Annotated in this window: 19 protein-coding genes; 6 read left to right on the top strand and 13 right to left on the bottom strand. The window is 73.9% G+C overall.

Annotation, left to right across the window (positions count from 1 at the left end; translation table 11 throughout):
• Positions 1 to 17: 17 nt before the first annotated feature.
• Positions 18 to 947, top strand: a complete 930-nt coding sequence (locus ACF08W_RS19895) for a LysR family transcriptional regulator (RefSeq protein WP_392280009.1) — start codon at positions 18 to 20, stop codon at positions 945 to 947.
• A 43-nt stretch (positions 948 to 990) separates the two neighbouring features.
• On the opposite strand, the gene ACF08W_RS19900 is transcribed toward ACF08W_RS19895, so the two are convergent.
• The 4 genes from ACF08W_RS19900 to ACF08W_RS19915 are packed head-to-tail and all read right to left on the bottom strand — an operon-like array spanning position 991 to position 5,849.
• Positions 991 to 2,148: an XdhC family protein gene (locus ACF08W_RS19900; RefSeq protein ID WP_392280010.1), complete on the bottom strand. Its 1,158-nt coding sequence runs from the start codon at positions 2,146 to 2,148 to the stop codon at positions 991 to 993.
• Positions 2,141 to 4,306 (bottom strand): xanthine dehydrogenase family protein molybdopterin-binding subunit, encoded by a 2,166-nt coding sequence (locus ACF08W_RS19905; RefSeq protein ID WP_385216941.1) that lies wholly within the window; start codon positions 4,304 to 4,306, stop codon positions 2,141 to 2,143. The genes ACF08W_RS19900 and ACF08W_RS19905 overlap by 8 nt, the downstream gene beginning before the upstream one ends.
• Complete coding sequence (locus tag ACF08W_RS19910) at positions 4,303 to 5,295, bottom strand: FAD binding domain-containing protein (RefSeq protein WP_392280011.1); 993 nt, start codon at positions 5,293 to 5,295, stop codon at positions 4,303 to 4,305. Before ACF08W_RS19910 ends, ACF08W_RS19905 begins: the two co-directional genes overlap by 4 nt.
• The gene (locus ACF08W_RS19915; protein WP_392280012.1) at positions 5,292 to 5,849 is read right to left on the bottom strand and encodes a (2Fe-2S)-binding protein; all 558 of its coding nucleotides are present in this window, start codon (positions 5,847 to 5,849) and stop codon (positions 5,292 to 5,294) included. Before ACF08W_RS19915 ends, ACF08W_RS19910 begins: the two co-directional genes overlap by 4 nt.
• 269 nt (positions 5,850 to 6,118) lie before the next feature.
• Here ACF08W_RS19915 and ACF08W_RS19920 point away from each other — a divergent pair, with 269 nt between their 5' ends.
• The gene (locus tag ACF08W_RS19920) at positions 6,119 to 6,712 is read left to right on the top strand and encodes a TetR/AcrR family transcriptional regulator (protein WP_352279987.1); all 594 of its coding nucleotides are present in this window, start codon (positions 6,119 to 6,121) and stop codon (positions 6,710 to 6,712) included.
• A 17-nt stretch (positions 6,713 to 6,729) separates the two neighbouring features.
• On the opposite strand, the gene ACF08W_RS19925 is transcribed toward ACF08W_RS19920, so the two are convergent.
• Complete coding sequence (locus ACF08W_RS19925) at positions 6,730 to 7,179, bottom strand: SUKH-4 family immunity protein (RefSeq protein WP_392280013.1); 450 nt, start codon at positions 7,177 to 7,179, stop codon at positions 6,730 to 6,732.
• 315 nt (positions 7,180 to 7,494) lie between these two features.
• On the opposite strand from ACF08W_RS19925, the gene ACF08W_RS19930 reads away from it, so the two are divergent.
• A complete protein-coding gene (locus ACF08W_RS19930; RefSeq protein ID WP_392280014.1) occupies positions 7,495 to 7,836 on the top strand; it encodes a DUF5713 family protein in 342 nt (113 codons plus the stop codon).
• A 33-nt stretch (positions 7,837 to 7,869) separates the two neighbouring features.
• On the opposite strand, the gene ACF08W_RS19935 is transcribed toward ACF08W_RS19930, so the two are convergent.
• Positions 7,870 to 8,688, bottom strand: a complete 819-nt coding sequence (locus ACF08W_RS19935; protein ID WP_392280015.1) for an alpha/beta fold hydrolase — start codon at positions 8,686 to 8,688, stop codon at positions 7,870 to 7,872.
• A gap of 225 nt (positions 8,689 to 8,913) precedes the next feature.
• Between ACF08W_RS19935 and ACF08W_RS19940 the strand changes: the two genes are divergently transcribed.
• Entirely contained in the window at positions 8,914 to 9,126 is a 213-nt protein-coding gene (locus ACF08W_RS19940) for a DUF4287 domain-containing protein (RefSeq protein ID WP_366297054.1), read from the top strand.
• A 17-nt stretch (positions 9,127 to 9,143) separates the two neighbouring features.
• Here ACF08W_RS19940 and ACF08W_RS19945 read toward each other — a convergent pair whose 3' ends face one another.
• Both ACF08W_RS19945 and ACF08W_RS19950 read right to left on the bottom strand, forming a co-directional pair.
• The gene (locus ACF08W_RS19945; protein ID WP_392280016.1) at positions 9,144 to 11,456 is read right to left on the bottom strand and encodes a hypothetical protein; all 2,313 of its coding nucleotides are present in this window, start codon (positions 11,454 to 11,456) and stop codon (positions 9,144 to 9,146) included.
• A 174-nt stretch (positions 11,457 to 11,630) separates the two neighbouring features.
• Positions 11,631 to 12,800, bottom strand: a complete 1,170-nt coding sequence (locus ACF08W_RS19950; protein ID WP_392280017.1) for a hypothetical protein — start codon at positions 12,798 to 12,800, stop codon at positions 11,631 to 11,633.
• Between the two features lie 202 nt (positions 12,801 to 13,002).
• Between ACF08W_RS19950 and ACF08W_RS19955 the strand changes: the two genes are divergently transcribed.
• Complete coding sequence (locus ACF08W_RS19955) at positions 13,003 to 13,569, top strand: O-methyltransferase (RefSeq protein ID WP_392280018.1); 567 nt, start codon at positions 13,003 to 13,005, stop codon at positions 13,567 to 13,569.
• 12 nt (positions 13,570 to 13,581) lie between these two features.
• Here ACF08W_RS19955 and ACF08W_RS19960 read toward each other — a convergent pair whose 3' ends face one another.
• Complete coding sequence (locus ACF08W_RS19960) at positions 13,582 to 14,109, bottom strand: CGNR zinc finger domain-containing protein (RefSeq protein ID WP_392280112.1); 528 nt, start codon at positions 14,107 to 14,109, stop codon at positions 13,582 to 13,584.
• A gap of 104 nt (positions 14,110 to 14,213) precedes the next feature.
• Here ACF08W_RS19960 and ACF08W_RS19965 point away from each other — a divergent pair, with 104 nt between their 5' ends.
• Complete coding sequence (locus ACF08W_RS19965) at positions 14,214 to 15,449, top strand: MFS transporter (protein WP_392280019.1); 1,236 nt, start codon at positions 14,214 to 14,216, stop codon at positions 15,447 to 15,449.
• Positions 15,450 to 15,481: 32 nt separating this feature from the next.
• Here ACF08W_RS19965 and ACF08W_RS19970 read toward each other — a convergent pair whose 3' ends face one another.
• The 4 genes from ACF08W_RS19970 to eccCa all read right to left on the bottom strand — a co-directional run bounded on the left by ACF08W_RS19970 (position 15,482) and on the right by eccCa (position 25,418).
• Positions 15,482 to 16,300: a class I SAM-dependent methyltransferase gene (locus ACF08W_RS19970; protein WP_392280020.1), complete on the bottom strand. Its 819-nt coding sequence runs from the start codon at positions 16,298 to 16,300 to the stop codon at positions 15,482 to 15,484.
• Between the two features lie 47 nt (positions 16,301 to 16,347).
• Entirely contained in the window at positions 16,348 to 17,562 is a 1,215-nt protein-coding gene (locus ACF08W_RS19975; RefSeq protein ID WP_392280021.1) for a S8 family serine peptidase, read from the bottom strand.
• Positions 17,563 to 18,088: 526 nt separating this feature from the next.
• Positions 18,089 to 21,376: an AAA family ATPase gene (locus ACF08W_RS19980; RefSeq protein ID WP_392280022.1), complete on the bottom strand. Its 3,288-nt coding sequence runs from the start codon at positions 21,374 to 21,376 to the stop codon at positions 18,089 to 18,091.
• A 142-nt stretch (positions 21,377 to 21,518) separates the two neighbouring features.
• Positions 21,519 to 25,418, bottom strand: a complete 3,900-nt coding sequence (gene eccCa, locus ACF08W_RS19985) for a type VII secretion protein EccCa (RefSeq protein ID WP_392280023.1) — start codon at positions 25,416 to 25,418, stop codon at positions 21,519 to 21,521.
• Positions 25,419 to 25,595: the final 177 nt, after the last annotated feature.

A 25,595-nucleotide genomic window follows, 5' to 3' on the forward strand; every position in this document is an offset into this window, starting at 1 on the left:
ATTGTTGTGCCGGTACGATGCCCGATGTGGATCTCGACGCTGTGCGCACCTTCGTGACCGCCGCCGACGCGGGGCGGTTCCAGGATGCCGCCACGGAATTGTCCGTCACCCAGCAGGCGGTCTCCAAACGCATCGCGACCCTGGAGAAGAACCTCGGTGTGCGGCTGTTCACCCGCACCTCCCGCGGGGCGAGGCTCACCATCGACGGGCAGGCGTTCCTGCCGCACGCCCGCGACCTGCTGCGGACCGGGGAGCGGGCCCTCGCCTCGGTCCGGCCCGGTCGCCGGGCACTGCGCGTCGACGTGATCGGCCGCCGCCTGGCCCCGGCCGACCTGCTGCGCGACTTCCACCGCGCCTGCCCCGAGGTCGCCCTCGACGCCGTGACCCTCTTCGACGCCGAAGCGGCGGTCGACGCCGTCCGGTCCGGCACGATCGACGCGTCCATCCGGGCCGTCACGATGCCCGGCCAGCGCTTTCCCGACGACATCAGGAGCACCCGGGTCCTCGACGAGCCGATCCAGCTCCTCACCGGACCGGGCCACGAGTTCGCCGACGCCCGCTCCCTCGCCCCCGGCGACCTCGCCGGGCACCGTATCTGGATGCCCGGCATCGTCCCGGGCACCGAGTGGGCCGCGTATTACGACGCCCTGGCCGCCGCCTTCGGGTTCACCATCGAGGTCACCGGCCCCGACTTCGGCGTCGAGCCCCTGCTGGACACCATCGCCGACTCCCGGACCCTGGCCACCCTCGTGGGCGAGCAGACCCGGTTCGCCTGGCCCGCCGACCACGGACTGCGCCGGGTCGTCCTGAGGGACCCCACCCCGGTCTACCCGCACTCACTGGTGTGGCACCACGACAATCCGCACCCGGCGCTCGCCGCGTTCCGGGACCACCTCCGCTCGGGCCGTTTCGACCACTCCGGCACCGGGACCTGGACACCCGCCTGACCGGCCGGTCAGCGGGGGGCCGGGTCCCGGCCCCGGAGGACGCTCACGCGGCCGACCGGGAGCGGGACCCGCCGTCCCCGCCCCGCTCCGCCCCGTCGACGTCGTGGTGGATGGGCATGCCCGCACCGGTCAGCGGAACCCCCGTGCCGCCGCGCCGCGCCGCGACGATCTCCGCCGCGATCGACAGCGCGGTCTCCTCGGGCGTACGGGCGCCGAGGTCGAGGCCGATCGGGGACCGCAGCCGGGCCAGCTCGACGTCGGTCAGCCCGGCCTCGCGCAGCCGGCGGTCACGGTCCGCATGGGTCCGGCGCGACCCCATCGCCCCGACGAACGCGACCGGCAGCCGCAGGGCGGCCTCCAGCAGCGGAACGTCGAACTTGGCGTCGTGGGTGAGCACGCACAGGACGGTCCGCGCGTCGGTGCCGGTGCGCCGCAGATAGCGGTGCGGCCAGTCGACCACCAGCTCGTCCGCCTCGGGGAAGCGGGCCCGGGTGGCGAAGACGGGCCGGGCGTCGCACACGGTCACGTGATAGCCGAGGAACTTTCCCGCCCGTACGAGCGCCGTCGCGAAGTCCACGGCACCGAACACGATCATGCGGGGCGGCGGCATCCTCGACTCCACGAACAGCGTCACCCCACCCGGGCAGCGCGAACCGCTCTCCGAGACCTCGAAGGTCCCGGTACGCCCGCCGTCCAGCATCGCGCGGGCCTCCGCCACCGCGACCCGGTCCAGCTCCCGGCCACCGCCGAGACCGCCCCCGAACGACCCGTCCGGGCGGACCAGCAACGCCCCGCCGAACAGCTCCGCCGGACCGTCCGCCACCCGGACCAGGGCCGCCGACTCCCCGCGGCACGCCGCCGCCACCCCGGCCCGGACCACCGGTGCGTCCTCACGCACCGGGGTGACCAGCACATCGACGACACCGCCGCAGGTGAGCCCGACGGCGAAGGCGTCCTCGTCGTCGTACCCGAACCGCTCCCGCACCGTGCGCCCGTCCTGGAGGGCCCGTTCGCACAGCTCGTACACCGCGCCCTCCACGCAGCCACCGGACACCGATCCGACGGCCGTGCCGTCGTCGGCGACGGCCAGGGCGGCACCGGGACCGCGCGGCGCGCTGCCACTGACCGCCACCACGGTGGCCACGGCGAAGTCCCGGCCCTCCTCGAACCACCGGTTCAGCTGCTCGGCGATGTCAAGCACGCGGCGCGCCTCCTTCCACCGCCCCGCCCCGGGCCTCCCGCGCCGCGCGCAGGACCCGGTCCGGACGGATCGGCAGTTCCCGGTGGCGGACACCGGTCGCATGCCACACCGCGTTGGCGATGGCGGCCGCCACGCCCACGATGCCGATCTCGCCGATGCCCTTGATCCCGATCGGGTCGCCGGGAATGGGATCGTCCACCCAGTCTGCCTCGATCCGGGGCACATCGGCGTTCGTGGCGTAGTGGTAGCCGGCGAGATCCGCGCCGACGTGGCGGCCGGTGGCCCGGTCCCGGAGCGCCTCTTCGTGCAGGGCCATGGACAGCCCCCAGGTCATACCGCCCACCAGTTGGTTACGGGCGGTGAGCGGGTTCACGATGGTGCCCGCGGCGAAGATGCCGAGCAACCTGCGCACCCGTACCTCGCCGGTGTCCGTGTCCACCGCGACCTCGGCGAACTGCGCCCCGAAGGAGTGACGTTCCTTCGCTGCGAGGGCCCCGACCGCCTCGGTCGTGTCCGACCGGGTCGTGACGCCCTCCGGCGGAACGCTGCCGCCCAGGGCCAGCCGTTCCCGCAGCTCGTTCGCGGCGACGGCCACGGCCCAGCCCCAGGAGCGCGTCCCCATCGAGCCTCCCGCGATCATGGCCGGCCCCAGGTCGCTGTCCCCGACGCGCACCCGGACCCGGTCCGGCCGCACCTCCAGGGCCTCCGCCGCGACCAGGGCCATCGCCGTCCGCGCCCCGGTCCCGACGTCCGCCGCGTTGATCCGCACGGTGAAGCTGCCGTCCGGCTCCGCGGTGACGGCGGCCGTGGACGGGCCGACCCCCGAGGGGTACGTGGCCGCCGCCGTGCCGGTGCCGATCAGCAGGCGCCCTTCACGGCGCACCCCGGGGCGGGGGTCCCGGCCGGCCCAGCCGAATCTGCGGGCCCCCTCCTCGAAGCAGGCCGCCAGATTGCGGCTGCTGAACGGCAGTCCGGACACCGGCCCGAGCTCGGGTTCGTTGCGCAGGCGCAGCTCGATCGGGTCCAGGCCGGACTTCTCGGCCAGCTCGTCGAGGGCCGACTCCAGGGCGAAGGACCCCGGCGCCTCGCCCGGAGCCCGCATCCATGTCGGCGTCGGCACGTCGAGGCGGACGAGCCGGTGCCCGGTGTGGTGCGCGTCGGCGTCGTACATCACCCGCCCCAGCACGGCACTCGACTCGACGAACTCGTGCACGGTCGACGTGACGCTCCGCGCCTGATGGTCGAAGGCGAGGAACCGCCCGTCGGCATCGGCACCGATCCTGATCCGCTGCGCGGTCGGGCTGCGGTAGCCGACGAGGGAGAACATCTGGCGCCTCGTCAGCACGGTGCGAACCGGACGGCGCAGGACCGTCGTGGCCATCACGGCCGCCACCAGGTGCGGGGCCAGCCCCTTCGAGCCGAAGGCACCGCCGACGTGCTCGGCCCGGATCCGTACCGAGGCCGGGTCCAGGGAGAAGAGCTGCGCCAGCTCGCCCGCCACCCAGGTGCTGCCCTGGTTGGAGTCGATGACGTCGAGCCGGCCGCCCTCCCAGCGGGCCGTCGCCGCGTGCGGCTCCATCGCGTTGTGGTGTTCTTCCGGGGTGGTGTACTCCTCGTCCACGACCACAGCGGAGGCGCCGAGCCGGGCCTCCAGATCGCCCTTCGCCGTCTCGGCCACGACCAGCGGGCTGTCCTGCGGGGTGTAGGCATCGGGATGCCCGGCCCGGAACTCCACGTCGTGCGGTTCGGTCTCGTACCGCACGACCAGGGCCTCCGCGGCCTCTCTGGCCTGCTCGGACGTCTCGGCCACCACCAGGGCCACGGGCCAGCCCGCGAAGGGCACGCGATCGTGCTGGAACAGGCCGATCACCGGATTCGGCCGATCCAGCATGCCGATGTAATCGAGATGGAGACGGGGCGCGTTCCCGTGGTGGAGCACGGTCAGGACGCCGGGCATCTCCAGGACGGGGCCGTCCTCGACGGAACGGATCCGGCCACGGGCCACGGTCGACAGCACCAGCCAGCCATGCGCCAGTTCGGGGAAGGGCACCTCCCCCGAGTAGCGGGCGGCCCCGGTGACCTTGGCGCGGCCTTCCAGCCGGGTATGGGCGGAACCGACGACTCCGGTCGGGTTCGCGGCGCTGGCGGTCGTGGTCATCGGGCGGCCTCCTCGGCGAGTTCCGTGAGTACGGCCACGACGAGGTTCCGTATCAGCGTCACCTTGTAGCCGTTGTCGGCAAGGGGCTCGGCGGCGGCCAGCTCGGCCTCGGCCGCCGCGGTGAACGACGAGGCGTCCGGCGGTCCCCCGATCAGTGCCCGCTCCGCCGCCCGGGCCCGCCACGGTCTCGAAGCGACGGCCCCGAACGCCAGGCGCGCATCGCGTACGACACCGTCGTGGACGGTGACGGCGGCCGCGACCGAGCCGAGCGCGAAGGCGTAGGAGGCCCGCTCCCGCACCTTCCGGTACCGCGAACGGGCGGCGACCGGGGCGGGCGGCAGCACGACGGAGGTGATCAGCGCGCCGGGCGGCAGGACGGTCTCGACGTGCGGGGTGTCGCCCACGGGCCGGTAGAACTCCTCGATCGTGGCCTCGCCCGGCCCGTCGGCCGACTCGTAGGCGACGACCGCGTCGAAGGCCGCGAGCGCGACCGCCATGTCCGAGGGGTGGACGGCCACGCAGTGCGCCGAGGCACCGAGGATCGCGTGGTTGTGGTGCTCGCCCTCGACGGCGGCGCACCCGCTGCCCGGTGAGCGCTTGTTGCACGGACCCGCGAGGTCGGTGAAGTAGCCGCAGCGGGTGCGCTGGAGCAGATTCCCACCGACCGTGGCCATGTTGCGCAGCTGCCCCGACGCCCCGGCCAGAACGGCCTGCGTCAACGCGGGGTAACGGCGTCGGACTTCCGGATGGGCCGCCAGATCGCTGTTGGTGACGGTCGCGCCTATGCGTAAACCGCCGTCCGGCGTGGGCTCGATCCCGTCGAGCGGCAGCCCACGTACGTCGACGAGCAGCGCGGGCCGCTCCACCCCGGCCTTCATGAGGTCGACGAGATTCGTGCCGCCGCCGAGGTAGCGGGCCTCCGGAACGGAGCCCAGCAGATCCACCGCCCCCGCGACGTCGAAGGCCCGCTCGTAGCCGAACTCCCTCACGCCGCAACCTCCTTGTCCTGTCCACCCGCAGCCCTGGCAGCCTGTTCCACCGCCTGCACGATCGACACATAGGCGCCGCAGCGGCACAGATTGCCACTCATGCGCTCGCGGATCTCGTCGGGGTCGAGCGCCGGAATCCCTGCCTCCGGCCGTACGTCGTCGGTCGCCGCGCTCGGCCAGCCCGCCGCGTGCTCCTCGATGACCGCGATGGCGGAGCAGATCTGCCCCGGGGTGCAGTAGCCGCACTGGAGTCCGTCGAGGTCGAGGAATGCCTGCTGCACGGGATGGAGCCGCTCACCGTCGGCGACGCCTTCGATCGTGGTGATCGCACGCTCCTCGGCCGCGACCGCGAGCTGTAGGCAGGAGAGTGTGCGACGGCCGTCGACCAGCACCGTGCAGGCACCGCACTGTCCGTGGTCGCAGCCCTTCTTGGAGCCCGTCAGATCGAGCCGCTCGCGCAGTGCGTCGAGCAGGGTGGTGCGATGGTCGACGGGCAGTGTGTACTTCTCTCCATTGATGTTCAGGGTGATGACACTGGACGTCGATGGGGTCATGAATCGGCCTTCTTTCGCATGGGTGATGCGCGTCGAGCGAGACGATCCCGGCCATGGCCCGGTGGGTCCGGGAGGGGCCGGAGGGAGAGGACGACGGAACGACAGTGACGGGATGAACCGCTGGCGGAGGGGTGAAGTCCGGAGGCGCCGACCCGATCTGCCACTATGGTGAATTCAGGCGGACAACTGTCCATTTGTTGTCGAACCTAGCGGACAGCTGTCCGCTCAGCAAGGACGGACTCGGCCGCGGTCCTTGGGGAGGAGGGCGAGTGCGGGACGGGAAGAACGTGCCGCTGCGTCCGGACGCGCGGCGCAACCGCGAGCGCATCCTGGAGGTCGCGCTGGCCGAACTGACGCGGGCGGCGGACGCCCCGCTGAGCGTGATCGCGAAGAAGGCGGGGGTGGGGCAGGGGACGTTCTACCGGAACTTCCCGCACCGCGAGGCCCTGGTGCTGGAGGTCTACCGCTACGAGATGCAGCAGGTGGCCGACGCGGCCGAACAACTGCTGCGGACCCGCGCGCCCGACCGGGCGCTCCGGGAATGGATGGACCGTCTCGCCCAGTACGCCATGGCCAAGGCGGGCCTGGCCGACGCGCTGCGCACGTCGACGGGCAGGCCCGGCGGTCTGGCCCCCTTGGGGCACGGTCCGGTCACCCGGGCGGTCGAACTGCTGCTGGACGCGAACGAGCGGGCCCGCACTATCCGCCCGGGGCTGACGTCCGAGGACTTCCTCCTGGCCATCGCCGGCCTCTGGCAGCTCGACCCGCACGGCGACTGGCGGCCGCGTGCGGAGCGCCTGCTCGACCTGGTCATGGACGGGCTGCGGGCGGGAGCCCCGGGAGTGGAACGGAATGGACCCTAGGGGGTGTCAGACACTCCCTAGGCGTTCATGCCGTATCCCAGCTCCTCCGCGGCGACGCACCAGAAGGAGTTCTCGTCGGTGACCGCCGCCGCGTCGAGCCCTTCGAACCGCGCGACGAGGGCTTCGGTGAGCGCGTCCGCCGCCTCTTCCGCGGCGTCCTCGGACCCCTGGTCCGACCCGGGGTGGGCATCGGCCTCCTCCGCGGCCTCCGTGTACGCGCGGGTGAAGGCCAGGAATGCCGCGATGTCGGAGTTCACCAGATGGGGCGTGCCGTCCTCCGGCAGCTCCCAGAGCGAACCGTCGGCACGGCGCACGCCGAGCGCGCTCAGCCCGGGATCGAGGGCCACCAAGGCGTAGCGCACCCCGTCGACCGTGCGGTCGGCGAAGGGGGCGTCCTGCCAATGGCCGGGGTAAGGGGCGCCGGTGCATTCCGCGAGGAGCGGAGCGAGTGTCATGTCGTCGTCCATGCGGGCAACGTAGCGCTCGGCACTGACAGGGCGACCGGCGGGGAATCGGTGGCCGGCCGGATTGGGGGTGCCCCAATTCGGTAACCATGGTTGCGCGCGATGGTCCGCCACCGGCGCCGACGGGACCCGGGAGGAAGGCGGAGACGTCGCACTTCGGGCGACGAAGGAGGAGGCCGCCGCTCACGCGGGCGCCTTTCTGCGGGCGCACGCCATCGACCGGCCGTAGCGACCGGAGCGCCGCTGACCGCCACGAGGGCACTGTCAGTGGGGTGAGGCATGATCGGTCCCACGATTCTTCGGGAGAGACGAGGGCCCATGCCGATCACCAACCAGAAGGTGGCAGAGCGCCCCTTTCTGCAGTCGCTGTACAGGGACGACTACTACCCGGACCACGTCCTGGACAAGGGCAGGGCGATCCTGCTGGAGCTGTGCGAGCGCATCGAGGCCGAGCGCCCGGCGGATCTGCCGGCCCTGTACGCGCTCACGGAAGTGGCGACCGAGCGGTTCAACCTGCTGGAGGTCGAGTTCGAGGCCGCCGGGAGCGAGATCGAGACCGTGGCCCGGGAGGGGATAGGCGAGGAGTTCTGGTTCGTGGCATCCGCGTACGGCTTCCCGGAGGCGGACGCGGAGGAGCTGATCGCGGCCCGGGAGTGGTGAGAGCGCCCGCGCGGCCGGGCGCGGAGCGGGCGGTCAGTCCTCCGGGGCCCCGGCCGGGAGGGCGTCGAGGAAGTCCGAGAGGAGCCGGTAAAGAACCTCGGGGCGTTCGAGGTGCACGTCGTGCCCCGTCCCGGGGATGCTGACGGCCAGTGTCTCCGGCCGGTCCTTGAGCATCCGGTCGGCGTCCTGCGGAGGGATGAAGCCGGACTGCCCGAGGACGGCCAGGGTGGGGCAGGAGATCTCGGCCCACCGACCCCAGGTGTCGCACCGGGCGTTCTCGGCCAGCGAGTCGACCATCACGTCCCGGTCGAATCGGGGCCACCACCCGTCCGCGCGTTCCTCCAGTCCGGCCGCCCACCCCTCGCCGACCGGGCCGCCGCCGAGGAAGCCGACGGCCTCCTCCCGCGTGGCGAACGGCACCGGCCAGCTGCCGAGCCATCCGCCGATCCGGGCGGGCAGTTCCGGATCGGGGCCGCCGGGGCCAGCCTCGACCAGCACGAGCGCGCGGACGAGCCCGGGGTGCGCCGCCGCGGTGAGCATGGCCGTGTGGCCGCCCAGCGACTGACCGACGAGCACCGGCCGTTGGAGGTCGAGCTGGTCGAGTACGGCGACGACATCGGCGACGTAGGCGGCCCGCGAGACGTCGCCGGGGCGGCGCTCGCTGGCGCCGTGGCCGCGCTGGTCGACGGTGACGACCCGGTGGGCGGGGCTGAGCCGCCGTGCCACGGAGTCCCATTCGCCCGCGTGACCGGCCAGGCCGTGCAGGAGGACGACGGGCGTCCCTGTTCCTCCGTGGTCACGACAGGAAAGCTGTACACCGTCCCGTACGACGGTGCGTTCGGCCCATGCCATGAGTCGTCCCTCCCGAGTGTCGGCCCGGGGGAGCGTATCCCGGCGGCGCCGCCTGCGAGGCAGGCCGTACTTCGGCCCGCCCGCAACGATTGAGTACTGGACAGTCCAGTTTTAGTTTGGGTACTGTACCGTCCAGTTCCATTGGTCGGCCGCTCGTGGCCGGGTATGCGCGAGGGAACAGTTCAAGATCGTCAACGGTGGACAGAAGGAAGAGGACAACGCGACATGGCTGAACCGGTCAAGGGCCCTGCCAGCTACTTCCCCTCGATCGAGAAGAAGTACGGACGTCCCGTCTCGGAGTGGAAGGACCTGATCCGTTCCTCGCCACTGACCAAGCACATGGAACTCGTCTCCTGGCTCAAGGCCGAGCACGGACTCGGCCACGGCCACGCCAATGCCCTGGTCGCCCACACCCTCGCCGAGGACAGCGGGAAGTGAGCGGTCCGCCGGGCGGCTCAGGCCCGGCCCGGACCCGTCGCCGGATCCGGGCGGAGCCAGTGGCGCTCGGTGGTCCAGCCGAGGAGGCGGCGCCCGCCGCCGCTCTCCGGGGACCGACCGGCCGCCGCCCGGCGCAGGCCGGTCAGCGCCGGAGTCAGCCGCGCCGCGACATGCCACGGGAAGCGGTCCGCCTCGGCGTCCAGCCGGGCGATCGCCCGGGCCTGTCCCGCGGCGTCGCAGAGCGACAGGTGGAACACCATCTGGCGCCACGCGTAGGCCACGTCCTTGATCGTGGACAGGGGCCGCGGGTTGCCGTGCACCCGGGCGGTCAGCGCGCACACGGTGGTGAAGGAGCGCAGGGCCAGATCCTCCCACCCGGGCTCCGGTTCGATCCCGACCCGGCCGACCAGGGTGGCCAGATTGTGCGTGGTCAGGATCTGGGCCTGCTCGATCACCGTGCCGTTGGCCGCCACGGAGAACCGGTCCCCGGCTCCGCCCGCCAGGGCGACGCACAGGGAGGCGAACCCCGGTGAGGTGCGCGCCCGGTGACCGCGGCTCAGCGACTCGCCCGCCTCGACGACCGCCAGATTGCGGACCGCCGCGTAGTCGATCGCGTAGTAGCGCTCGTACAGCGTGCCGCGGAGCAGTTCGGCGGCGATCCGTGCCGACGCCAGGAACTTCGGGGTGAAGGTGCCCATGAAGATGTCCGAGGCCAGCTCCTCGACGAACGGGGCACCCGCCTCCGCCTGCCGGGCCAGCACGCCGAGTTCGCGGACCAACGGGTTGGGCAGGATCGTGCCGGGGAACGCCTGCACGGCCAGTTCGCCGAGCTGACGCAGGGCCGTACGCGCCGCGTCCTGCCCCTCGTCGCCGGCACGGAACCGGGCCACCGCGGCCACCCACGGCAGTTCCTCGACCCGCACCTGCCGGGCGAGGTTCAGCAGGAGCAGCGACCGGCGGTTGCGGAACGCCCGGTAGTTCGCGGCCATGAGCGTACGCAGCGCCGGATCCTGGTATTCCTGGGCGCTGACCGAGGCGACGAGCTGCGGGACCAGCTCGGCCAGGACCTCGGCCGACGGCACCACCCCCCGCTCCACGAGCGTGCCGAGCGGAGCGCTCAGCGCGCCCTCCACGACGCGGCGCACCGCCACCGGCACCACCGCTCCCTCGGGCAGCGACGTCCCCGCGGCCTCGGCGGCCGAGACGTCCGCGACCAGCGGGGCCACATCGGGCGCCCCGGTCTCCTGGGGGAGGCCGGACAACCGGCTCAGCACCAGCCGCGCGAACGCGTGGTGCGAGGGCAGGGCCGCCTGAGCCGCCTGGCGGGCGCGCAACGCGCTGTGCGGCCCGGAGCCCGGACGGCCGCGCCGCCGGACCATGGACTCCACCGCGTGCCGCAACAACCCGAGCCGGCGCGCGGTCAGGGTCCGGCCCGCGACGGTCTCCTCCAGGGCGGTGCGCAGGATGCCCAGGTTCTCCTTCGGGTCGCGGTGCTTGGTGCAACGGGTGTGAGTGGCGGCCAACTGACGGTAGCGCCGCAGAAGTTCGGCACCCCGTTCCCGCCAGGCGTCGTCGGGGGAACGGTCCAGTACACGGCCGGAGCCCGCGGTCTCCAGCCAGTGCGACAACAGCTCGTCCCCGAAGGGCTGCCAGACGGCCATGGCCTCGCGCTGCGTCTCCACCGCGGCATTGGGCCGCCGCGCGGACAGGGTGGACGCGGCGTCGCCGACCGTGTTCCGGTGGAGCGCCCGGACGTCCGGCGCGGGCAGCTCGGACGGGCGGGGCGTGAAGCGCAGCCGCCCGGCCCACGGCTCCAGCACCTCGACGAGTCCCAGCGCACCGGCCACGTCCCCGGACCGCACCAGCCAGGCCACGGTCAGCAGCGCGGCCTCCTCGGGCACGGCGATCTCGTACCGTCCGCTGTCGAGCAGCGCGTACAGGCGCGCCAGCCCCGGTTCGGTGAGGCAGTACGCGAACAGGGCGCGGCGCTCGGCGGGGATGCCCGCCAGGGCGACGACCTCGTGCTCGTACGGCTGGAGCGGACCCTCGGCGCTCGCTGCGGAGGTCGCGAAACCTCCTCGTACAACCTCCGGGGTCACCCACGCGGGCAGGTCCGCGACCGGGGTGCGCGAGCCGATGGCCAGGCGGCCGTCGGCCATCCCGTCGAGCACGGCCTGCCAGCGGCCGACCCGGTGCGCGGCGCGCTCCCGGGTTCCGGGCTCGTCGTGCGTCAGCCAGGTCAGGAAGGCCCTGGCCCGCATGGTCCCGGCGTAGCCCGGGGAGGGATGCGGGGTCGAGGAGGAGTGCTGCTGCTCAGCGTCGTCGTTCATAAGCCGACGTGGCAGGTTCCGCCCCTGCGCCCTCCGGGTCTGAAGCCCGGTGCTCTGCTACTGAGCTACACGCCGATGGGCATGACATTAGAACGCCTTATCGAACGCGGGCAACGAGATTTTTCGGTCGGCGCGATGTGTCCAACCGTCGGGGCCCACGCCCGACGAGGCGTGCTACGCGTCCGTCGCGTGGGTGGCGGGCGCGGGGGATCCACCGTCCTGCGGGCGGTCGTGGCGGGCCGTGGTCCGCAGGAGGAGCGCGGCCACGGCTCCCGCCACCACCCCGAAGAGCAGGGCGGCCGGGACGTTGTTGCCCAGATCGGCCGCCCACCGCATCGGCCCCTGCCGGGAGTCGGCCTGGTCCACGGCCATCCGCAGGACCTGGCAGACCAGCAGGCCGAAAACCGTCGCGCACACCGCCACCGCCGCCATCGCCGGTACGGTGACCCAGGTGAGCAGCGAGGGAAGCCGCCTCAACGCCCACCACACCACGGCCAGCAGCAGCGCGTCGACGGCCCGGCGCAGCAGCCAGTCGCCGACCGGCGTGCCCGCCGGTCCCGACCACGCCCCGAGCAGGAGCCACTGGCGCAGCAGATCACCCGGCTCGGCCAGTACCCCGACGCCCGGGGAGACCTCCTGGATGCGGGCGGTGACCGGCTGGTACGAGAGGACCATCAGCGACACCGCGACCACCAGGGTCCCGGCGGTGGCGGCCATGCGGGCGGAGCGCGCCGGGACCACCGTTCGCGCCGGTGGCTCGGCCCCCCGTGCGGTGATCCGGGCCAGAAGCACGGCCGCGGCCGCCGCGACCAGCGCGGTCGCCACGACGATCTGCCGCCCGGAGGACATCGCGCCCGCCCACTGGGGCAGGAACCGGTAACTGCCGTGTCCCTGCGAGGCGATGAGCCAGGGGGCGGACACCGTCACCGCGAGCGTCCCGGCCACCAGACCCCAGGCCCACAGCGCGAGCACCGTGGCCGGGGCCCGGCCGCTCACCGGCGGCAGCCTGCGGATCAGGAGCAGCGCCCCGGGCACGAAGAACGCGAAGACCGCGGCGAACCGGATCTGCATCGCCGTCGTGTAGAGCGTGAGATAGCGGGAGCCGTCACCCCCGGCCGTCCCGGCGAGCCCGCCGGACGCCTCGGCGCCGAACCGGTACGCGGCCGGTGGGTCGTAGGACCAGGGGGTGAGCCAGTACCCCAGCTCGGCGGTGGTCCGGCCGCCGAGCACCCCCGTGGTCCCCGGCAGTTCAAGAGCCTGCGCACTCGACCCCGCCCACCACAGGAGCGCCGTGAGGAGCAGCCCCGCGACCACCGCCGGTAGCGCCGCCTGCCGATACGTCATCTTCCGCCCCCGTAGCAACCGTTCACCGTGTGCGTCCCCCGGCCATGGAGCGTACGAGCCGCCGGTCACGTACGGATCACAGCCGGACCTCGACTTGCCCGGAGGCGCGCCCGGACGTCCGGTTCCCGTCCGTCGGGGCATCGCGCGAGGCGGCGAGCGAGTCGGATAGCGTCGTGCCCGACGAGTACCGAGGGGGTTGCCGATGGCGGAACGTGTGGTGCCGGAGCGGGTGGTGGCGGCGGAGCGCATCGCCGCGGAGTCGGGGTTCAGGAAGAGCTGCACCCGGGACATGGGCCGGCTGCTCAGCACGGCCGCCGCCGCGAAGCCGCAGGGAGTCGTCGCGGAGAGCGGCACCGGGGCCGGGGTGGGCACCGCCTGGCTGCACAGTGGACTCGGCACCGGCGCGCGCCTGATCACCGTGGAACGCGACGAGGGGCTGGCCCGCCGGGCCGCCGGTCTCTTCGCGGACGACGCCAGAGTCCACGTGCTCACCGGGGACTGGCGGCTGCTCGAACGGCACGCCCCCTTCGACGTCTTCTTCTGCGACGGGGGCGGCAAACGGGACGACGGGCAGCGGGTGATCGAACTGCTCGCGCCCGGCGGGCTGCTCGTCATGGACGACTTCACCCCGTCGCCCCACTGGCCGCCCCGCTTCGAGGGCGAGGTGGACGAGCTGCGCCTCTTCTACCTCACGCATCCGGCTCTGGAGGCCACCGAGGTGCTCACCACGCCGACGAGTTCGGCCGTCCTCGCGTCACGGCGCCCGTAGGGCCGGGCGGCGTCAGCTCCCGTCGGGCCGCCGTTCCGCGCGGGAGCGGCGGTGGGCCGCCACACGTTCGCGGGTGGCGCACCGGCGGGAGCAGTAGCGGCGCTCGGGCCCGCTGCCCTGCCTGAGCAGGACGCTCCGGCAGGAGGCCGAGGCGCAGACCCTGCCGGGCGGCTGCTGCCGGTCCCAGACGAGGACCGCCAGGGCCACGCAGGACGAGGCGAGGAACCACTCCTCCCAGGGCGCGTCGTCGTCCCGGTCGAGATGGGGGTGCCAGGGTGTGGTGCTTCCGTGCGAGGTCAGCCGGAGCGGAACGGTGTGTTCCCGCAGAAGGCGGTTGAGGGCGGTGGCGGCCTCGTCGGTGCTCCCGGCGGCGAAGACCTCCCGCAACAGGGCGGCGGCCGTCCGCATCCCGTCGACGTCGTCAGCGGTGAGGCCGAGGGGGTCCGCTTCGCCGTGGGCGTGGAGCACCTCGGCGACGGCGGCCGGGTCCGGGGAGTCGCCGTCGAGCACGTTGACCAGCGCGGCCGTCCGCCGCGCCATGGCCAGCACGGAGTGCCGGGTGGACCAGTCGTCAGTAGGAGGGGACACCTCGGCAATGTAACGCATCTTGCTGAGTTTTGAGTTACCTGAGTAACGTTCCAGCCATGCTGAAGCGTTACCCCCTCCGGCTGTACCTGGCCGGAGCGCTGGCGGCCCGCGCCGGTGACGAGATGTCGGGACCGGCCCTGCTGCTGGTGGGTTTCACGGCGGCCGGGTCGCCCGGTGACGCCTCGGCGCTGCTCGCGGGCATCACGATCGCCGCCGCGGTGGGCGGGCCGGTGCTGGGGGTGCTTCTCGACCGGGCGGAGCGGCCGGGGCGCATGCTGGCCGTGGCCCTGGTGCTGTACGCGGCCGGTCTGGGGGCGGTGCTCGTGGCGCTGGGCCGGCTCCCGTTCGGTGTCGCGGTCCTGATCGCGGCCTGCGCGGGACTGCTGGGGCCGGCCCTCTCGGGCGGGTGGACCGCCCAGCTGCCCCGGGTGGCGGCGGGCGACCGCCTGCCCCGGGCGAACGCGCTGGACGCCATGACCTACGGCGCGGCGAGCCTGGTCGGCCCCGCGTTCGCGGGCGGCGCGGCGGAACTGGTGGGCGCGCCGATGGCCGTGGTGCTCGCCGCCGGGCTCATCGGGGCGGCGCTGCCGGCCGCGTGGCTGCTGCCCGCCGTCCCCGCCGGCGACGACCGGCCCCGGCCGACGGCCCGCTCCGGCCGGACGCTCCGGATCCGGTCGATCGGCACCGAGACGGTCGCCGGGGTACGGGCCATCGCCGGGCGGCCGCAACTGGCCCGGGCCACCTTCGGCTCGGTCGTCTGCTGTGCGGCGCAGGGCATGCTGGCGGTGTGCACCGCCCCGCTGGGCGAGCAGGTCCTCGGCGGTGCGGGACGCGGGGCGCTGCTGCTCGCCCTCGCGGCCGTCTCCGGGCTGGGTGCCAACGCCGTACTCGCACGGTTCCCGCACCGGGCCGCGCCCGCCACGGTGCTGGCGGCCGGTGCCCTGGCCCAGGCCGTGGCCCTGGCACTGGCGGCGTCGCTCCAGCCGGCCCCGCTGATCGTGGCGGCGCTCGTACTCGGTGCGGGCGAAGGCCCCCAGTTGACGGCTCTGTTCGCGGTCCGTCACCGCGAGGCCCCGGAACGGCTGCGCGGCCAGATCTTCACCACCGGCGCCAGTCTGAAGATCACCGGATTCGCCCTGGGGGCAGCGGCCGCCGGGCCGCTCGCGCACGGATCGCTCCCCGGCACGCTGCTGCTCGCCGCGAGTGCGTCGGTCCTCGGAGGCGCCCTGCCGATCGTGGGCGTACCGGGCAGATCACTTTCCAGGAGGGCGCGTGCCCGGGGCCGTCCCTGACAGGCGTTCACGTGCGGGTCGGGGGCCGGCGGTCAGGGGCGGCGCCCCCAGGCGGAGACCAGGGGTGCGGTGGCGAGGTCCAGGTCGCCCGAGGCCACGTTCGCCAGATGACGGTCGATCTCCGCGTCGGTGGCGAGCCCTTCCGACACCAGCAGACCGCGGATCTGCCGTACAGTCGCGGCCTCCAGAACCGCGCAGGCGGGCGAGGTGATCGGGAAGTACGCATCGGCCTCGACGCCGGCCAGCCCCGCCTCGCGCAGCAGCCGGGGCAGGGTCCTCCCGTACGCGAGATCCGCGCCGCGCGCCGCCATCAGAGAACGGAAACCGGCCCGCAGCCGGTTCGCCAGCCGCTGCTCGGGACCGGACTCGTCCGGGCACAGCAGCGGCTGCAGCCCGGGGTCGGCGTCCTCCAGAAGCAGCCGGCCACCGGGCCGCAGCGCCTGGATCATCCGGCGCAACGCCTCGGCGCGGTCGGTGACATGGACCAGGACCAGCCGGGCGTGGACGAGGTCGAAGCCGCCCGGCGGGGGAGGGTCGGCCGCCACGTCGTGCCGCACCACCTCGACCACACCGCCGAGGTCCCCGGTCCACGACACGTCGATGTCGGTGGCGACCACCGCGCCCGTCGGACCGACCCGCTCGGCCAGCCCGAGCGGCACCGACGGGGAACCGGCGCCGACCTCCCAGCACCGCATGCCGGTGGTGATGCCGAGCCGGTCGACATGCCGGAACGTCACCGGGTCGAACAGCTCGCCGAGGGCACCGAAGCGGACCCCGGCCTCCGACTGCCGGTTGTCCAGCAGATAACCCTGGCCGGAGGGGGCGGGCGCGGGGGCGTCGTGGTTGACCATGGGGCGATTCTGGCAGAGGGCCGGGGCCCGCACCGGGCGGGCGGCCGTCAGCCGGACTCCGGGGTTCCGGGGCGCCATCCCCGGCGGCGGCCCCGGGGCAGGGTGAACGCGACGAAACCCGTGACGAGGACGGCCACCCCGGCGGCGGAAGCGACGGCGATCGCCGCGGTCCGGCCGCCGTGCTCCTCGGGCGGCGGCATGCGCAGCGCGGCCGGGCCGGGCGGATCCGGTACGGCCGCGGCGGTGGCGAGAGGCGCGGTGACGGCTGCGACGGGGTCCACCGTGCCCGCGCCGACCAGCGCCTTTCCGGCCGGGATGTGGTAGGCCGTCGCGGTGAGCCGGTCGGTCAGCTGCGCGGGTGTCAGCTGTGGGTGTGCGGCGAGGGCGAGCCCGGCGGCCCCCGCGACGAAGGCGGTGGCCAGCTCGGCGCCGTCCCCCGTGAAACTGCCCGTGCCACCGGGGCCGATGCTCATCACGGCGGTGCCGGGCGCCGCCAGGTCGGGCGCGGTGCGGGGGGCGAGCCGCTGGTCGGGAACGCCCCCCGGCCCCAGCCCGGCGACGGCCAGGACGTCCGGCAGCGCCGCCGGGTAGGCGGCCGGTGCGGGGGTGTCCCCGGATCCGGTGAGCGATCTGTTCGAGGCGTACGCCGGAGCGATCACCAGCGCGCCGCTCCGCACCGCGCCGCGTACGGCCGCGGTGAGTGCCGGACTGCCCTTGGCCAGCGCGATCGGTACGTCAATGACACGCGCGCGGCGGGCGACGGCCGCGTCGATCCCGGCGGCGACGCTGTTCGCGGTGGCGGTGCCGTCCGCCGCCGTGGCCCGGACCGCGACGATCCGGGCCTCCGGGGCGACCCCGGCGAAGCCCGTACCGGAGCGCGGCGCGGCGGCGATCAGGCCCGCGACGAACGTACCGTGACCGATGCAGTCGGTTCCGGCCGCGTCCGACGCGGGCGTGACCCGACCCGCCAGGGCCGGGCTGTTCCGGGCGTCCACGCCGGTGTCGACGACGGCGACGACGGCGCCCGCGCCACGGGTGGTCTCCCAGGCACGGGACGGCGCGATGTACTGCTGCGGCCACGGGACATCGGCCGGACGCTTCTTCGACGGCTTGACACAGCCGCCGTCCCGCGGCGGGGCCGAGGAGATCCGGGGTAGCGCGGTGTCGGCGGAGGCCGGGGCGGAGGACACCACGACGAGCGGCACCGCCACGGCCAGGGCGGCGGACAGCAGCACGGGCACGGTTCGGGGCGGCCGGTTCATCGGGACGTACCCCCCTCCGTCGCCGGGGCCTCGGCCCTGCCCGGTGCCGCGGCCCCGGGGCGCGGGGCACGCCCCGGCGACGCACCGGGCGTCGTGGTGCTCCGCCGGGCCGACGCACCCGGGGCGGGGGCCGCCGCGCCCGGGGCCGGCCGGGGCGCGGCGCGCTCCTGCCACGGGGACGGGGCACCGGACGCACCCGCCCTCGGACGGCGCGGGTCGCGTACCGGGGCGGAACCGGACGGGGTCCCGGCGCCACCCGCCGGGGCGGCGGTACCCCGGGAACGGGGGGCGACCGGGGGCTGCGCCCCGACCCTCGGGGTGACCACGGCTCCTGGCACACCGCCCACCTCGGACCCGGCGGTGGTACGGGGCCGGGGCGCCGGCCGGACCGGCTCGGCCGCCTCCCGGGGCACCTCGCCCGTCCCCTCGTCGAGCACCGCCCGGGGACAGGCGGGGTTGAACGCCTCGAAGCAGGTGGCACACCGGCCGGTGTCCCGGAGCCTCGCCGTCAGTTTGCGCTCGTCCGTCATGCCGTCACATCCTCGGGAAGCAGTAGCCGCAGCTGGTCCGTGTCCGCGTCTGGGAGGGACGCGAGCCGTCCGGCCTGGCGGGTCATCATCTGTTCGAGCACGGTGCGGGCGTAGCGCCCGTTGCCGAAGCTCGGGCCCCGGTCGACACCGGCGAAGTGGCGGCGCAGCGCCTCCAGCGTGTCGGGCGCGCACACGTAGCCGTCCCGGGTGCTCTGCCGGTGCACGATCTCGACCAGCTCGTCCGCATCGTAGGAATCGAAGGTGACGGTGCGTCCGAACCGGGAGGCCAGACCGGGGTTGGAGCCGAGGAAGCGGGCCATCTCGCCCTCGTAGCCCGCGGCGACCACGACCGTGTCGTCCCGGTGGTCCTCCATCAGCTTGAGGAGGGTGTCGACCGCCTCGCGCCCGAAGTCGGAGCCCGAACCGCCTTCGGGGGTGAGGGTGTACGCCTCGTCGATGAACAGCACCCCGCCCCGGGCCCGGGCGAACGTCTCCTTGGTGAGCTGCGCGGTGTGGCCCACGTAGCGGCCGACGAGATCGGCGCGGGAGACCTCCACCAGCTGGCCGCGCGGCAGCACCGACATCGCGCCCAGGAGCTCGCCGTACAGCCGCGCCACCGATGTCTTGCCGGTGCCGGGCGGGCCGGTGAAGACCAGGTGGTGGGCGACGGCCGGGGCGGGCAGCCCGGCGGCCTTGCGGCGGCGCGCCGCCGACACCAGGTTGACGACGTCGCGGACCTGCGCCTTGACCCCGTCCAGGCCGATCAGGCCGTCGAGTTCGGCGAGCAGCCCGGTGAGCCGGTCGGACCGGCCGTCCGCACCGCCCTCGCCCGAGACGGCGGCCGCGGCCTCCTCGCCGACATCGGTCGGGAGCAGGACGGTCAGGTCCTCCTCCGTGATGTCCGGGGACTCGGCGAGGCGGAACGCCTGGCGGTCCACCATCTCCTCGAACACCTTGCGGGCGGCGCGGGCGTTGCCGAACGACTCGTCCCGGTGCATCTGCTCGAAGTGGTGGGCCAGCGCCCGCTCGGTGTCCTCGCGGAACGTGAATCGATTCTGCTCGCCCTGGCGCTTCACGATGGTGAGCAGCTCGTCCACCGAGTAGTTCTCGAACTCCAGCGTGCGGCTGAACCGGGAGCCCAGACCGGGGTTGGACTCCAGGAAGCTCCGCATCTGCCGCGAGTAGCCGGCGGCGATGACGACGACGTCCTCGCGGTGGTCCTCCATCAGCTTGACCAGGGTGTCGACGGCCTCCCGGCCGAAGTCGGGGCCGCTGCCGCCGTCCGCGGTGAGGGTGTACGCCTCGTCGATGAACAGCACTCCGCCGAGGGCCTGTTCGAAGACCTCGGTGGTCTTGATGGCGGTGCCGCCGATGATCTTCGCGACGAGATCGGCGCGGGCCACCTCCACCAGATGCCCGGAGCGCAGGACGCCGAGGGAGGCGAGGACCGAGCCGTAGAGCCGGGCGACCGTGGTCTTGCCGGTGCCGGGCGGACCGGCGAAGACGAGGTGGCGGGCGGTGGCCGGGACGGGCAGCCCCATCTCGCGGCGCCGCCGGGCCAGCTTGTTGAGGTTGACGAGCGTGGCGACCTGCTCCTTGACGGCCCGCAGCCCCACGAGCTCGTCGAGCCGGGCGAGCGGACCGGCCGGCCCCCCGCCGTCCGCGCCCCGGGCCTCCGGCTCGGCGGCGCCGTCGCCACGCCCGCCCAGGGCGTCGGGCTCGCCGTTGTCCTCGCTGGTCAGATCGTCCGCGGCGAGGCTGCCGCCCGGCGCGGTGTGGCGGACGCCGGCCCCGGCGTTGCCGGTGACGGTGCAGCCCGCGGCGCGTACGGGACGTTCGGTGGCGACCCGGATGCCGTCGGCCCTGCCGTCGGTGAACTCGCACCCGGTCAGCTCGGCGGTGGCGCCCGCGCCGATGAGCGCGCCATGGCTCCGGCTGCGCAGCACACGGGCGCGGACGGCGGTCAGCCCGGCCTCGTCGTCGGTGACCGTGATGCCCTCGGCGCCGGAGTCCTCCACGAGGGTGTCGACGAGTTCGGGGGCGCACTTCCCGGCGGCCGCGAACCCGGCGGCCCCGCTGCCCCGGACGGCGACGTCCTGGAAGGCGGGGCTCGCCCCGTCGATCCGGATGCCGCACTGCGCGGCGTCCAGGACCGTGGTCATCTCGATACGGCCGCGCGCCTCGTCGCGGGCGTGCAGCCCGTGGCCGCCGGCCTCGACGATCTCGACGTCCCGCAGCCGGGCCCGATTGCCGCCGGCGAGGACGATGCCGTGGCCGCCCGCCCGGTGCACGGTCACCCGGTCGATGCGGGGTGCGCTGTCGGCGTCGAGGAGGATTCCCTCGGCCTTGCCGCCGGTGACGAGCGTGCGCTGGACGGTGGGCGCGGCGCTGCCGCGTACCAGGATTCCGGCGGCGAGGGAGTTCTCCACCAGGCAGTCGGAGAGGGTGCCGCGGGCCTGCTCGATCGCGACGATGCCGTTGCCGCCCGAGCCCCGGGCCTCCACGTTGTTGAGGGCGGGCGCGGTGGTGGCGGAGAGCAGCACTCCGTGGGTGGTGCTGTCGACGGCGGTGCAGCCGGTGAGGACGGGCAGCGCGGTGGAGGAGATGTGGAAGCCGATGGTGCAGCCGACGGCGTGCACGTCGGTGAGCCGGGTGGTGGCCTGCTCCTCCAGGGCGACCCCCGGTTTGGGGGTGCCCTCGACCGTGAGGCGTTCGACGGTGCCGCCCGCGCGCCCGTTCGCGAGGAGGCCGTTGCCCCGGGCACCCCGGACCGCGCAGTCGCGGATCGAGGGCGCGGAGTCGTCACCGAGCACCAGACCGGAGCTGCCGAGGTCCTCGAAGACGCAGTCCTCGACGACACTGGATTCGGGGGAGAGGTCGACGAACCCGGCCCCCGACGGGTTGGTGACGACGCAGTCGCGCATGGCGAGGGAGCCGCGCTCGCGGGAGAGCAGCGCGGTCCACGAGTGGGCGTGCACCCGGCAGTTCTCCAGGGCCGCCTGGCCGCGCGGTACGTCGACGACGGGGGCGTCCTCGTCGCCGCCGCGCAGGATCAGCCCGGAGAGCTTGACGGCCTCGGCGACGACCTGCACGGCGCTGCCCGCGCGCGGGGATATCTCGGGCGGGTCGTCGGGGTCGTCGGCGACGATCGTGACCATCTTGGTGATGACCAGGCATTCGTCGTAGTGGCCGGGGCGGAGTCGGACCACACCTCCCGGGCGGGCGGCGGCGAGAGCCGACGCGATGCCCTGGTACGGGTCCGCGACGATGGTCTGGCGGGCCATGGCGTTCCTTTCTGCGTCGTCGTGGTCGGGCCCTTCGCCGGTGCCCCGGTGACCGGCCCCGCGACGGCCGCCCGCACCGTGGCGACGGTACGGGCGGCTCGGGTGCGCGGGGCCGAGTGGGCGGCGGGAGGGCGCCGGGCCGTCAGGACCGGTGTGCCGTCTGGATCTGCACGGTACGGCGGCGGGTGATGTACAGGCCCCGTCCCGCAGGCAGGATACGTGGCTTCGTACCGGCCACCACCTGCCCTTCCGCGGGCGGGCAGCTCATCATCAGCACCGGGGTGTTGGCCTCGACCATGCGCCGCAGCAGCTGGTCGGACATCATCGCCCGGCCGGAGCCGTTCGCGCTGCGGGCCACGACGATGTGCAGACCGATCTCGTCCGCCTGGGCCAGGAACTCGTGGAGCGGCCCGAACGGGTCGCCGCCGCTCATCCCGCCCGTGGAGACCAGTTCGTGGTCGTCGACGAGGAGGAAGAGCCGGGGCCCGCTCCACCAGTCGCGCAGCCGCAGCCGGGCCGGGGCGATCTCCGGACCGGGCACCCGGTCCTTCATCGCCCGCGCCACCCCGTCGACCATCTGCGCCAGCAGGTTGGCGCCGGTGGCGTAGCCCAGGCGGTGCGACTCGGGCACCGCCTCGGAGAGGCCGCGCCGGTAGTCGACGAGCACGACCCGGGCCTCGGCGGGGGAGTAGCGGGTGCAGATCGCGTCGGCGACATGGGCGAGCAGGTTCGACTTGCCGGACTCCACGTCACCGACGACCACCAGGTGCGGGTGCTCCTCGAAGTCGTGGTGGAACACGTCGAGCCGCTGGTCCTCCAGGCCGAGCGGGACACGCAGGTCGCCGTCGGGTGCCGGGAGTTCGGCGGCCGGGAGGCTCATCGGCAGCATCCGGACCTTCGGGGCGACCGGCCCGTCCCATCCGGCCGCGACCTCCCGTACGAGCGCGGCGACCCCGTCCGCGATGTTCTCCGTGTCCGGATCGCCGTCGTTGCGGGGGAGCGCGGTGAGGAAGTGCATCCGTTCGGCGGTCAGACCGCGGCCCGGGATCGCCGGAACGGTCCCCGCCGCACGCATGTTGACCATCGAGTCCACCGGGTCGCCGAGCCGCAGCTCGAAGCGGGTGCCCAACTGGTCGCGCAGCGCGGCCGAGATCTCCATCCAGCGGCCGGAGGCCACGATCAGGTGCACCCCGAAGTTGAGGCCCCGGGAGGCGATCAGGTTGAAGGTGGGGGCGAGGTCCATGAAGTCCTGGCGGATGGTGTTCCAGCCGTCCACGACGAGGAAGACGTCGCCGTGCGCCTCGTCCGGGAACTCGCCGGCCGCCCGGCGGCGCCGGAAGTCGGCCATGGACTCCACGCCCCGCTCCGCGAAGAGGAGTTCGCGACGGGTGATGACCCCACTGACCTCGGCGATGGTACGGGCCATCCGCTCGGGGTCCAGACGCCCGGTGACACCGCCGACATGCGGCAGCCCGGTGAGCGAGGTGAGCGTGCCGCCGCCGAAGTCCAGGCAGTAGAACTGCACTTCGCGCGGGGTGTGGGTGAGCGCCAGCGCCGTGATCAGCGTACGGACCAGGGTGGACTTGCCGGACTGCGGACCGCCCGCGATCCCGACATGGCCGCCCGCTCCGGACAGGTCGGCCACCAGCTCGTCGCGGCGCTGGTCGAAGGGGCGGTCGATGACACCGACCGGCACGGAGAGGAACTTGCCCCGGGGCATGCCGGGCGGCGGCAGCAGGAGATCGAGCGTCGGGGGCTCGTCCAGCGGGGCCAGCCACACCTGGTGGGCGGGGGGTCCGGAGCGCTCCAGCTTGTCCACGGCGACGGTGAGCAGGCTCGGCCCGGAGGTGTTCTCCTCCTCCGGCTCGGTCTCCGGCTCCGTGTCCGGGGCGGCGGGCAGGTCGCGGGGCGGGACCCAGCCCGCCTCGAACGGCACCACCTGCCCGGCGACCACCGCACGGCGCATCGCGGGGCGGGAGGCCCGGTAGCGGCCCGACACGTAGGCGGCCTTGAAGCGGGTGAGCGAACCGACGTCGTTCTTCAGCAGGCCGCTGCCGGGCTGCGGCGGCAGTTCGTAGGCGTCCGGCACACCGAGCACCCCCCGGCTCTCCATCGCGGAGAACGTGCGCAGCGCGATGCGGTAGGAGAGGTGGCCCTCCAGCTGGTTGATCCGGCCCTCGTCCAGCCGCTGCGAGGCGAGCAGCAGGTGGACGGAGAGCGAACGGCCGAGCCGGCCGATCATCACGAAGAGGTCGAGGAAGTCGCGGTGCGCGGCCAGCAGCTCGCTGAACTCGTCGACCACCACGAACAGGGTGGGCAACGGGGCGAGGTCGGCGCCGCCCGCCCGGGCCTCCTCGTACTCGCGGACGGACGAGTAGTTGCCGGCCTTGCGCAGCAGCTCCTGGCGGCGGACGAGTTCGCCGTGCAGGGCGTCCTTCATCCGCTCCACCAGCGCCGCCTCGTCCGCCAGGTTGGTGATGACGGCCGAGGTGTGCGGCAGCCGGTCCAGCCCCAGGAAGGTCGCGCCGCCCTTGAAGTCGGTGAGGACGAAGTTGAGCGTCTCGGAGGAGTGGGTGAGCGCCAGCGCGAGCACCAGGGTGCGCAGCAGCTCCGACTTGCCGGACCCGGTGGCACCGATCAGCATGCCGTGCGGGCCCATGCCGCCCTGCGCGGACTCCTTGAGGTCGAGATCGACGTGCGCGCCGTCCGAGCCGATGCCGATCGGCACCCGCATCCGCTCCGACGCGGCCCGGGGGCGGTGCAGCTCGGCCGCCTCGGTGGCGTGCAGATCGCGGATGCCGAGCAGGTCGGTGAGCTCCATGTCCTCCTGCAACGGGCGTTCGGCCCGCGCCGCGGCACCCAGCCGGAAGGGCGCGAGGACGGTGGCGAGGGCACGGGAGGCGTGCGGACCGAGCGCGTCCGGCCGGCCCAGCGCGGTCTCGGCCGGCTTGCCGTCCGGTGCGGTGGACAGCAGGGTCAGGGCGTCGGGCGCGACCCGCAGCCGCAGCGTGCCGCGCGTCTGGCAGGCGCCCTCCAGGGTCCCGCGGACGTCGACGACGACCGTGTTGCGGTAGCCGGTCTCGGCCAGCCGGGCCCCGGGGGGCACGGACGCGGTGTCCAGGACGACGACGGTGAACGGCTCGTCGCGGCTCGGCTCCGCGCCGGGCTCGAACGCCGGCCGCCCGGCGAACTCCTCACCGAGCAGCGGCTCCAGCTCCGAGACCGTCTCGGCCACCAGACGGGCCGGACCCGCTCCGTCGACATCGGCCTGGTGCTGGACGTGCGGCAGCCACTTCGCCCAGGACCAGGACGGCAGCGCGTCGCCGTCCGCTACCACGGCGATCGACAGGTCCTCCGGGGCGTGGGCCACCGCGAGCTGGGCGACCAGTGCCCGGGCGGCGGCCCGGGAGACCGCGCGGTGCTCGTCTGCGGAGACGAGCAGCACCCGGGCGAACGAGCGCAGCCGTACGGCCACCGGCTGGTCGCCGACCGTCGAGTAGGCGTGGATGAACCGGCGCAGGGCGTGCGCGGAGAGCGGCTCCAGGTCCTCGACCGGCTTGGTGGACAGCGGCAGGAGCGTGAGGGCGAGCTGCTGCTCACCGGTCCCGATCCGCGCCTCGCCGAAGTCGTCGTGGGTGGCGCGCCGTTCCCACAGGCGCCCGGTACGGGCGACCGACCACAGGGCCTGGGGCAGCGGGTGGCGCCACTCCTGGGCCTGCCGCTGCTGCTCGACGACCTTGCGGATGCGCCGTCGGCTCGTCGTCAGGTACCGCAGGTAGTCCCGGCGTTCGGCGCGCAGCTTGCGCTTGCGGTCCCCGGCGGCCCGGAGGAACTGGGCGACCAGCATGCCGATGGCCGAGGCGCCCATCATGCCGACCGACACCCACATCAGCACCCCGTTGCCCTGGCCGGGCCGGATGAAGATGAGCACCATGCCGAGCGAGCTCAGCGCCATCGGCAGGTAGGTGATGATCCCGCCCATGGCGCCCTGCGGCTCCGGCAGGGACGGCGGCTCCTGAAGCGTCAGTTCGCCCTCGGGCATGCGGGGGCCGACCCGACGCGGGGGCCGCCGAAAAATGACCGTGCTCAAACCGGCTCCCGACTCGAAGTGTCGACGACTCGAAAACCGCGGCCCACACCGCCGATTTTCGGTTGGTCGCACGAACGTACAGTCATAACGAACTTCACGATAATGTGCACTCGTTCTCGGGTCGAATCC

The sequence above is a fragment of the Streptomyces sp. NPDC015144 genome, assembly GCF_043079735.1.
Taxonomy (GTDB): domain Bacteria; phylum Actinomycetota; class Actinomycetes; order Streptomycetales; family Streptomycetaceae; genus Streptomyces.

What these genes read in the sequence shown, in the direction of transcription:
- ACF08W_RS19895 (WP_392280009.1), top strand. Translation starts at nt 18, where the DNA reads ATGCCCGATGTGGATCTCGACGCTGTGCGCACCTTCGTGACCGCCGCC.
- ACF08W_RS19905 (WP_385216941.1), bottom strand. Translation starts at nt 4,306, where the DNA reads ATGACCACGACCGCCAGCGCCGCGAACCCGACCGGAGTCGTCGGTTCC.
- ACF08W_RS19915 (WP_392280012.1), bottom strand. Translation starts at nt 5,849, where the DNA reads ATGACCCCATCGACGTCCAGTGTCATCACCCTGAACATCAATGGAGAG.
- ACF08W_RS19925 (WP_392280013.1), bottom strand. Translation starts at nt 7,179, where the DNA reads ATGGACGACGACATGACACTCGCTCCGCTCCTCGCGGAATGCACCGGC.
- ACF08W_RS19930 (WP_392280014.1), top strand. Translation starts at nt 7,495, where the DNA reads ATGCCGATCACCAACCAGAAGGTGGCAGAGCGCCCCTTTCTGCAGTCG.
- ACF08W_RS19935 (WP_392280015.1), bottom strand. Translation starts at nt 8,688, where the DNA reads ATGGCATGGGCCGAACGCACCGTCGTACGGGACGGTGTACAGCTTTCC.
- ACF08W_RS19940 (WP_366297054.1), top strand. Translation starts at nt 8,914, where the DNA reads ATGGCTGAACCGGTCAAGGGCCCTGCCAGCTACTTCCCCTCGATCGAG.
- ACF08W_RS19945 (WP_392280016.1), bottom strand. Translation starts at nt 11,456, where the DNA reads ATGAACGACGACGCTGAGCAGCAGCACTCCTCCTCGACCCCGCATCCC.
- ACF08W_RS19950 (WP_392280017.1), bottom strand. Translation starts at nt 12,800, where the DNA reads ATGACGTATCGGCAGGCGGCGCTACCGGCGGTGGTCGCGGGGCTGCTC.
- ACF08W_RS19955 (WP_392280018.1), top strand. Translation starts at nt 13,003, where the DNA reads ATGGCGGAACGTGTGGTGCCGGAGCGGGTGGTGGCGGCGGAGCGCATC.
- ACF08W_RS19960 (WP_392280112.1), bottom strand. Translation starts at nt 14,109, where the DNA reads ATGGCGCGGCGGACGGCCGCGCTGGTCAACGTGCTCGACGGCGACTCC.
- ACF08W_RS19965 (WP_392280019.1), top strand. Translation starts at nt 14,214, where the DNA reads ATGCTGAAGCGTTACCCCCTCCGGCTGTACCTGGCCGGAGCGCTGGCG.
- ACF08W_RS19970 (WP_392280020.1), bottom strand. Translation starts at nt 16,300, where the DNA reads ATGGTCAACCACGACGCCCCCGCGCCCGCCCCCTCCGGCCAGGGTTAT.
- ACF08W_RS19975 (WP_392280021.1), bottom strand. Translation starts at nt 17,562, where the DNA reads ATGAACCGGCCGCCCCGAACCGTGCCCGTGCTGCTGTCCGCCGCCCTG.
- ACF08W_RS19980 (WP_392280022.1), bottom strand. Translation starts at nt 21,376, where the DNA reads ATGGCCCGCCAGACCATCGTCGCGGACCCGTACCAGGGCATCGCGTCG.
- eccCa (WP_392280023.1), bottom strand. Translation starts at nt 25,418, where the DNA reads ATGCCCGAGGGCGAACTGACGCTTCAGGAGCCGCCGTCCCTGCCGGAG.